8 protein-coding genes are annotated in these 7952 nt (G+C 69.2%); 3 read left to right on the top strand and 5 right to left on the bottom strand.

Annotated features, from left to right (window positions below; genetic code table 11):
* Positions 1–162: 162 nt before the first annotated feature.
* The 5 genes from QZ607_RS22485 to QZ607_RS22465 form a co-directional block, all read right to left on the bottom strand.
* Positions 163–798 (bottom strand): RlmE family RNA methyltransferase, encoded by a 636-nt coding sequence (locus tag QZ607_RS22485; RefSeq protein ID WP_295887537.1) that lies wholly within the window; start codon positions 796–798, stop codon positions 163–165.
* A gap of 82 nt (positions 799–880) precedes the next feature.
* On the bottom strand, positions 881–1654 hold the full coding sequence (locus QZ607_RS22480; protein WP_295887534.1) for a hypothetical protein: 774 nt from the start codon (positions 1652–1654) through the stop codon (positions 881–883).
* Positions 1655–2234: 580 nt separating this feature from the next.
* A complete protein-coding gene (locus tag QZ607_RS22475) occupies positions 2235–2552 on the bottom strand; it encodes a high-potential iron-sulfur protein (RefSeq protein ID WP_367268244.1) in 318 nt (105 codons plus the stop codon).
* Between the two features lie 323 nt (positions 2553–2875).
* Positions 2876–3382, bottom strand: a complete 507-nt coding sequence (locus QZ607_RS22470) for a C40 family peptidase (protein ID WP_295887527.1) — start codon at positions 3380–3382, stop codon at positions 2876–2878.
* A 114-nt stretch (positions 3383–3496) separates the two neighbouring features.
* Positions 3497–3919: a hypothetical protein gene (locus tag QZ607_RS22465; protein WP_295887524.1), complete on the bottom strand. Its 423-nt coding sequence runs from the start codon at positions 3917–3919 to the stop codon at positions 3497–3499.
* Between the two features lie 256 nt (positions 3920–4175).
* Here QZ607_RS22465 and QZ607_RS22460 point away from each other — a divergent pair, with 256 nt between their 5' ends.
* From QZ607_RS22460 to QZ607_RS22450, 3 genes are all read left to right on the top strand, one after another.
* Positions 4176–4568 carry a hypothetical protein gene (locus QZ607_RS22460; RefSeq protein ID WP_295887521.1) on the top strand — a complete coding sequence of 131 codons (393 nt, stop codon included), beginning with the start codon at positions 4176–4178 and terminating at the stop codon, positions 4566–4568.
* A 229-nt stretch (positions 4569–4797) separates the two neighbouring features.
* Positions 4798–6123, top strand: coding sequence for a sodium:proton antiporter (locus QZ607_RS22455; RefSeq protein ID WP_295887519.1), 1326 nt, complete (start codon positions 4798–4800; stop codon positions 6121–6123).
* Positions 6120–7946 (top strand): glycerophosphodiester phosphodiesterase family protein, encoded by a 1827-nt coding sequence (locus QZ607_RS22450; RefSeq protein ID WP_295887515.1) that lies wholly within the window; start codon positions 6120–6122, stop codon positions 7944–7946. The genes QZ607_RS22455 and QZ607_RS22450 overlap by 4 nt, the downstream gene beginning before the upstream one ends.
* The last annotated feature ends 6 nt before the right edge of the window (positions 7947–7952 follow it).

Genomic DNA, 7952 nt, shown 5'->3' with positions numbered 1-7952 from the left:
AAGTTGTTGAATACGGACATCAGCACGATGGCGATGACCACCCAGAGAATCAGATTTTTTGCCATGTCACTCACGGCGCGTGCCTCTTCAGTCGCCGGCGCCCGGCGTTGTGCACCGGCGGCGGCATGGTTGCTGTGGGCTGTGTTGCTGTGTCGTTGAACCCTACCCGACCCGAAACCCTTTTGCCACAAAATAGGTCTCGCGGCTCTGGCTGCGGGAGGCTTCGGGCTTGCGGCAGACCACCTTGTCGAAGCGACCGCGCAGCGCCCGCAGCGCCTCGTCGAAGCCGGTACCCTGGAAGGCTTTGACGACCAAGTCACCGCCGGGTTTCAGCACCCGCTCGGCGAAATCCATCGCCAGCTCCACCAGCAGCATGGATCGGGGTTGATCCACCGCCCTCATGCCGGACACGTTTGGGGCCATGTCGGAAAGCACAAGGTCCGCCCCCCGCCCCGCACGGTCGGCGCCCAGCCAGTCCAGCGCCTGGGCCAGCACGGCGTCGTCGTGGAAGTCGCCGGTGATGATATCCGCCCCATCGATGGGCGCGATCTCCAGCAGGTCCAACGCCAGCACCCGGCCGCGGCGACCCACCGCCTGCGCGGCCACCTGCGCCCAGCCCCCGGGTGCGGCACCCAGATCCACGACGCACAGGCCCGGGCGCAACAGCCGGTCCTTACGGTCGATCTCCAGCAGCTTGTAGGCGGCGCGGGAGCGGTAACCCTCGGCCTTGGAGCGGCGTACATAGGGATCGCTGGCCTGGCGGTCCAGCCAACGCTGACTGCTCTTGGAGCGCTTCATGCGGGGGCGATGCGAAGAAATCCGGGACTGCTGCCTAGATTGCACCCCGCAGCGTGCTGCGCAAGCGCCCAGCGACCGTCCTTCACACCCGATCCACCCAGTCGAACTCGAACAGCTCCAGCATCCCACCGGCGACGGCACCCGCGAACATGGCAGCGAGCAGCGCGGCCGGCAGCGGCTCGCTGACGCGCAGCAAAGCGCCGGTGAGGGCGCCGGGATCACCCATGGCGAAGATGCCGGCGAAGCCGGCGAGACCGTTGGCGGTGACCACCGCGATGACGGAGATCACCAGGCCCTCGCTCAGGTCGCAGAAGCGCCCGCGCCCACCCACACGCACCGGCCGGACCACCAGCACGCTGACGTACAGCACGCCCGTCACGGACACCAGGAAGGCCAGCATTGCGGGCACCGGCAAGCGCAACCCCAAAGCCTGATCAGCCAGCAGCAGCAGCGCCGCCGACAGGGCCCCGGTGCCGAGGCCGCCCAGAACCTTCACACCCACATCGGCGGTGCAGCGGTGGGGGAAGCGCACGAGAAAACCGACGCCGATGCTGAGCAGGGCCGCAGCGAGGCTCAGTATCCAGGGCGAGACATCGGGCCCAACGACAGCTATGGCCACGACGGCGCAGCCGGTACCGATCACACTGGCGCTGAGGGCGAGCTGGCGCGCACCGTAGAAGGCGGCGCCGATGCCGCCGGCGGAGGCGGCGGCAGCCACGCCGGCGAGGGCGCCGAGCGTGGGTGTGAGCAGCTCGCTCAGAACCAGATACAGCGGCGCATAGATCATGCCGATCAGGCTCCAGACGGCAGCACGGATCAGCACGGGAGAGAGACGAACGGGAACGGCTTGGCCCATGGTGACGGAACTCCGGGGGGTAGTGCCCGACATGACGCGGGCCGGCCAGCAGCGGGCTGACGCTACCTGTTAAGTCTCCGGCATCCGCTGCCGGCAGCTCGATCAGCAATTGATGATACGGCCGACATCGCGTGGACTAAACCGCCCGCGCGCATTTCATGCTGCGCCGCGTCAATCCGGGCTGCAATGGCCGCGCGCCAACGGGCATTGATGGTGTAACCAGGGAGGGGGGAAGCGGCTTCCGGCGCAGCCACCGGGCGGCCGGCAGGCTGTTGTCGGTGCCCGAAAATCGACAGGGAATGCCCGGCAACTGCGGCCGAGACTGCTGAACGGACTGGTGGCGGCTTCGGGCCGGCGACGGCGATTGCGCCGATGCTCAGGAGAGACCTGATCGAGGCGGGAGGTCTGGACGGAGGTCTACGGACGCGCCGCAGCGACCGGGGGTGGTCAGTCAACGTGAAGCTGCGGGATGGATGCCGGCGCCGAAGGCCGATGAGACCGATTCGCTGGACATGCGCCAGCCCTGAGCGGGCCGGCGCGATCGCAAGCCGGGTACAACGCCCGGCAAGGGACTCCGCGATCAGCCCTGCTTGGTCCAGGAGGTGCACCAGCCGCCGGCTGCGACCTTCTTGCCGGGGAACAGGGTGCAGGCGACCCAGCCCTCTCCATCGAGAACCTGGTGGAACTGGCAGTTGTTGCAGACCTGCTCGGACGGATCCATGCCCGGACGGGCAGCGGCGGCGCGATCGGCGGTGGTGGCGTCGGCGACGTACTTGAGCGCCTGCGCGGTGGGATCCGTCGCCGGATCGACGGCCGGCAGCTCCTGAGCGTAGGCAGCGGCGGTGGCGACCAGGTTCATGACCGGGACGGCAGCCAGGCCGCCGACGATGGTCTTCACGGCGTCACGACGGCTCTTGTTCAGTGGCTTATCGGACATTCTGACGTCTCCTTCTGACGTGGATGGAAACAGTGGCGGACCGGGTTGGCAAGACGACAGCCTGCACAGCCCACGCCGACCTGGGGGGGCTTGCCCCAAACCGCCGGCCATTGTGCAACATCCGCCCGCAAAAGGCGAATCCGAGCAGGCATCGCCGGCGGCCTGCGCCTTAGGACAGCGCGCGGCGGCGCGGGTTGCACGGGGCGCAGGACGCCGCGTGCGCTGCCTGTCGGCGATCCGCTGAGAGCGCGGGCGCTCTGCGCGCAGTGCGCCCCACCATGCCGTCAGAGATAGGTGCCGGCACCGAGGTAGCGCTGGCGCCAGTAGTCCTTGGACAAACTGGACAACCGCACCCGCCGCTTGGAGGTGGATGCGTGCACGAAGCGCTCCCCATCAACCATGACGCCGACGTGGTATTGGGACGGACCGGTCTTGAAGAACACGAGGTCGCCGGGCGCGGGACTGCGCCGGATGGGGCGTGCCGCCGCGCGCTGCGCGGTGGAGACCCGGGGGATACTGACCCCGGCGGCGGCATGGGCGAACTGGGTCAGGCCGCTGCAGTCCAGGCCTTCAGCGGGGTCAGAGCCGCCGTAGACGTAGGGCGTGCCCACCTGCGACAGGGCGGCCATGACCACGTTTGCGCGCTGCTCGTCGAGCCCGGCGAGGTCGATCAGCTCGCCGTCCGCGCTGACAGTTCGGGATGCTGTGCTGCCGCAGCCGCTGAGCACGCCGGCCAGCGCCAGGGCGAGCGCAGCCCGCACGGCGATTGCTGTATAGTTAGAGGCCAACATTGAAGTAACTTCCCCAGACCGGATTGTAAGTTTCTGTACTGGAAACTAATAGTCTCTGAGGAAGCCACTGTCAAGGGTGCGGGCCTGCACCGCGGACGCCGGCTTGCTGTGCGATCAGTCCTCGGTCCAGCTGAAGCGCACGATGAGATCGTCCCAACTGCCGGGGAAGTCGCCGCCGTCCTCGCAGTTGATGACCACCCGGCGCTCACCCTCCTCACTCTCGGCGCAGACGTTGAGATCGCTCACCACCCAGTGGTCGGTCTGGAGCGCCGCGCAGGCGACGTTGAGCGGGGTGTGCTCGAAGGTGCGAGCGCCGGCGCCGATGGTGCGCTGCTCGCCGCGCCCTTCCCATTCGAAATGCATGTGGCCGGCGGCGTCCCAGATGCGGCACTGCTGGAGCATTTTGGCATTGACCACCGCGTGCACGGTGACGGGGCGGTCCGTCGGCACGGCCACCTGCACCATACGGGTGCCGGGGCGCATGTCGGTCTGCGCGTAGAGGGCTTCGTCCACTTCGATAATGCGTACATCGGACATGGCTGTGGTCCTCGATCGGCCGTTCGTTTGGAGACAACAGGGTCAGAAGGCAGCCGGCCGGCGCTGGCCGGCGGGCTGCTGAGCAATGGCGACATCTCCGGCGGATCGCAACCACGCACGGGCCACGACACGGACGACAGGGCGACCCTGTCCGTGTGCCCTGCTCTGCCGTTGATCGGCGGCGGTCGCAAGCGCGGCGTTGCATCCCGCCGGCGGCTCACCTAAGGTCAGGAGGTCAAGTCAACGGAGCCGCGCCATGCCCGTGCCGTTGAAGCCCCGCCGCCTGGGTCTCGGCGGATCCAGCTTCCTGGAGCTCACGCCGGACCCCGACCGCCCGCGCCGCTATCTGGTGCGCTACTGCGGCTTCGACCGGGACCGCCGCGCGCACGCCGCCACGGAGCGCGTGCGTGTGCGCCTGCTCCTGGCGAGCCAGCGCGGGCTGGGCCAGCACCCCTACCCCTTGCCGTCCCGCGTGGTCATCGGCAGCATCGACCGGCAGGGCTGGCACTGCGGGCGCTCGCCCTATGCGGCGCCGCTGGCAGCGCTGCCGGCGGTACGCGCCCACATCGACCAGCTGCTGGACGACCTGACCATTCGGGTCGCACTCGCCGCAGCGGCGCACGACGGCCCGCCCGCGGAGACGCTCTGAGCGTCCTGCGCTTCTGCCCCACACCGGCGTCGCCCGGAGTCCGCGGCGGCCCGGCGCCCGGATACCACGGCGTCCTCATCAGGTCCCGATGCCGGCATAATGGTCGCCGGCCGCCGCCGGCGCTCGCCCGCGAGCCAGGGCGGCGCCAGCAGCGCGGCGCGCCCGACCCGGGGGCGCGCGCATCAGCCCGCAGCAAGGCGCCCGCCAGCCAGCCGGAGCAGTCACCGCCATGGGCCTCTTCGACATCATCGCCATCCTGATCACGCTCTCCGCCGTGTTCAGCTGGATCAACCACCGCTTCCTGAAGATGCCGACGGCCATCGGCCTGATGCTCATCGCGCTGCTGGTGTCCCTCGCGCTGCTGCTGCCCCTGCCCGGCAGCAACCAGCTGGAGGCGGACGCCCAGGCCATGCTGAACAGCATCGATTTCAACGCCACCGTGCTGCACGGCATGCTGAGCTTCCTGCTCTTCGCCGGCGCACTGCATGTGAACCTGTTCGATCTCGCGCAGCAAAAATGGGTCATCGCCACGCTGGCGACGCTGGGCGTGCTCGGCGCCACCTTCCTGGTGGGCACGTCCGTCTTCGTGCTGTTCTGGCTGCTGGGGCTGGATGTGCCCTACATCTACTGCCTGCTGTTCGGCGCGCTCATCGCACCGACAGACCCCATCGCCGTGCTCGGCATCCTCAAGAGCGCCGGCGCGCCGAAGCGCCTGGAGGTCAAGATCACCGGCGAATCCCTGTTCAACGACGGCGTCGCCGTGGTCACCTTTATGGTGCTCACGGAAATCGCCTTCGGCGGCGAGCACGTCACGCCGGCCGGTGTGCTGGAGCTGTTCGGCAAGGAGGCGCTCGGCGGCCTCCTGTTCGGCCTCGTCGCCGGCGCGATGGCCTTCCTGATGCTGCGCCGGGTGGACAATTATCAGGTGGAGGTGCTGGTAACGCTGGCATTGGCGAGCGGCAGCTACGCCGCGGCCGAGCACCTGCATATCTCCGCGCCCATCACCGTGGTGGTGGCGGGTCTGCTCATCGGGAACCACGGCCGCAACGGGGCCATGTCGGCGCTGACCCAGGAGCATCTGGACAATTTCTGGGAGCTGGTGGACGAGGTGCTGAACGCGGTGCTGTTCGTGCTCATCGGGCTGGAGCTGCTGGTGCTCACCCTGAGCGCGCAGTATCTGCTGGCGGGCATTCTGACCATCCCGCTGGTGCTCCTGGCCCGCGCCGCGAGCGCCGGGCTGCCCATCGCCGTTATGCGCCGCTTCCGCAGCTTCTCGCCGGGGGTCGTGACCATCCTCACCTGGGGCGGCCTGCGCGGCGGCATCTCCGTCGCCCTGGCGCTGTCGCTGCCGGCAGGGGAGACCCGCGACCTGCTGGTGACGGTGACCTATTGCGTGGTGGTGTTCTCGATCCTGGTGCAGGGGCTCACCCTGGGCCCGGTGGTGCGCGCCATGGCCGGCCGCGCCGATGTGGAGATGGAGCGCACCGAGCTGCCGGACTTGGTGCCGGATGCGCCTGAGACCACCGATGCCGCGGTCTCGCGTGCCGAGCCATGAATACCATCCTCGACACCTGGTACGACGTCTATGCGCACGCGCTGTTCGGCAAGGCTGTGCGCGCAGGCCTGGTCTACGACCTGATGTTCAAGGCCGTCGGCCTGGTGCTGCTGGCGCCCGCCGGCGCCTGGGTGCTGCAGCGCCTGATTGCCGCGAGCGGTGCGGTCAGCGTCACCAACGAGGCCATCGCGGGCTTCCTCCTGTCCTTACCCGGCGTCGCTTTCCTTCTGCTCGCGGTCGCGCTCAGCCTGGCGAGCTTCTACGCGGAGCAGGCGGGGCTCATGCACGTCGCCGCCAGTGTCAGCCGCGCCAAGGCCCCCGACTGGCGCGATGCCCTGGCGACGGCCCTCGGCGCCCTGCCCCGGCTGCTGCACCTGGCGCTGTGGCAGGTGGGCATCCTGCTGCTGTGGCTCCTGCCGTTGGTGGCCGTGGCGGCCGTGGTCTACACCACCCTGCTCGGCGCCCACGACATCAACTGGTATCTCGACCAGCGCCCGCCCGAATTCATGGCCGCGCTCGTCATCGGCGCGGTGCTGGTCACCGTGGCGGCGGTGGTCGTGATCCGGTTCATGGTGGCCTGGGGCATCTCGATTCCGCTGTGTCTGTACGAGCGCATCTGCGCCCGCGCCGCGCTGCGGCGCAGTGCCGAGCTGCTGCGGGGCCGGCGCTGGCGGGCGTTTCGGCTCGTGGTGCTCAACCTGCTGCTGGCGCTCGCGCTGTCCGCCGCAGTGCTCTGGCTCGCGGATGCCGGCCTGGGGGCGCTGCTGCGCCTGCTGGACGGCCCGCGGGCATTGGTGTCTGCGACGGCGGTGGCGGTGGTGCTGCTGGCTGCGCTCGCGACGCTGCTGTCCTTCGGCGTGCTTGCGGTGCTCGCGGCGTCCATCATGCACCTGTATCTGGGCATCATGAACGTGGACGGTCTGCCTGCGGACCGCTGGAACCGCGCCGCGCGCTCAGCGCGCGTGCCGCGCTGGGTCATCGTCGGCGCCCTGCTGGCGCTGGTGCTCGCCGCCGGCAGCCTTGCGGCCCACACCCTATCGGACCTGAGGCTCGGGCGTGAAACCCTGGTGACGGCACACCGCGGCAGCTCCGTAGAGGCACCGGAGAACACCCTGGCGGCGCTGTATCAGGCCATCGCCGACGGTGCCGATGTGGCCGAGATCGACGTCCAGGAGACCGCCGACGGCGCCCTGGTGCTGCTGCACGACAAGGATCTGATGCGCATGGCAGGCTCTCCCGCCAAGGTCTGGGAGACCAACCTCGCCGACCTGCAGCGGGTGGACATCGGACGGCGGTTCGGCCCCGAGTACACCGGCGAGCGCATCACGACGCTGTCCGAGGCGCTCAAGGTCGCGGGCCGTCACCTGGCGCTCAACATCGAGCTCAAGTACAACGGCCACGACCAGCAGCTCGCCGAGCGCGTGGTGGCGGCGGTGCGGGATGCCGGGTGCGGGGAGCGCTGCATCATCACCTCCCTCAACCAGGACGGCCTCGTCCGGGTGCGCGCGCTGGCCCCGGAGATCCGCATCGGACAGATCGTCACCGCCGCGCTCGGCAATGCCAGGCGGCTCGACGTGGACCTGCTCAGCATGAACCAGGCGCATGTCACGCCTACAGTGGTCCGGGCCAACCGCCGGGCGGGGCTCGAGACCCACGTCTGGACCGTCAACACCGAGGCGGACATGGCGCGCATGCTGGACTACGGTGTGGACGCCATCATCACCGACCGTCCGGCCGAGCTGCGCGAGCTCATCGACGCGCGCGCGGAGCTGGGTGACGGTGAGCTGCTGCTGCTCGCGCTCGGCCGCAAGCTGCGCGAATAATCCAGA

This window comes from uncultured Thiohalocapsa sp. (assembly GCF_913063425.1).
GTDB lineage: Bacteria > Pseudomonadota > Gammaproteobacteria > Chromatiales > Chromatiaceae > Thiohalocapsa.
Note: the sequence above shows the minus strand (reverse complement) of the source record. Positions and strands in the feature narration are given on the sequence as shown.

Bases quoted from the DNA above. Each gene is read 5' to 3' on its own strand.
- QZ607_RS22485 (WP_295887537.1), bottom strand. From the start codon at position 798: ATGAAGCGCTCCAAGAGCAGTCAGCGTTGGCTGGACCGCCAGGCCAGC.
- QZ607_RS22480 (WP_295887534.1), bottom strand. From the start codon at position 1,654: ATGGGCCAAGCCGTTCCCGTTCGTCTCTCTCCCGTGCTGATCCGTGCT.
- QZ607_RS22470 (WP_295887527.1), bottom strand. From the start codon at position 3,382: ATGTTGGCCTCTAACTATACAGCAATCGCCGTGCGGGCTGCGCTCGCC.
- QZ607_RS22465 (WP_295887524.1), bottom strand. From the start codon at position 3,919: ATGTCCGATGTACGCATTATCGAAGTGGACGAAGCCCTCTACGCGCAG.
- QZ607_RS22460 (WP_295887521.1), top strand. From the start codon at position 4,176: ATGCCCGTGCCGTTGAAGCCCCGCCGCCTGGGTCTCGGCGGATCCAGC.
- QZ607_RS22455 (WP_295887519.1), top strand. From the start codon at position 4,798: ATGGGCCTCTTCGACATCATCGCCATCCTGATCACGCTCTCCGCCGTG.
- QZ607_RS22450 (WP_295887515.1), top strand. From the start codon at position 6,120: ATGAATACCATCCTCGACACCTGGTACGACGTCTATGCGCACGCGCTG.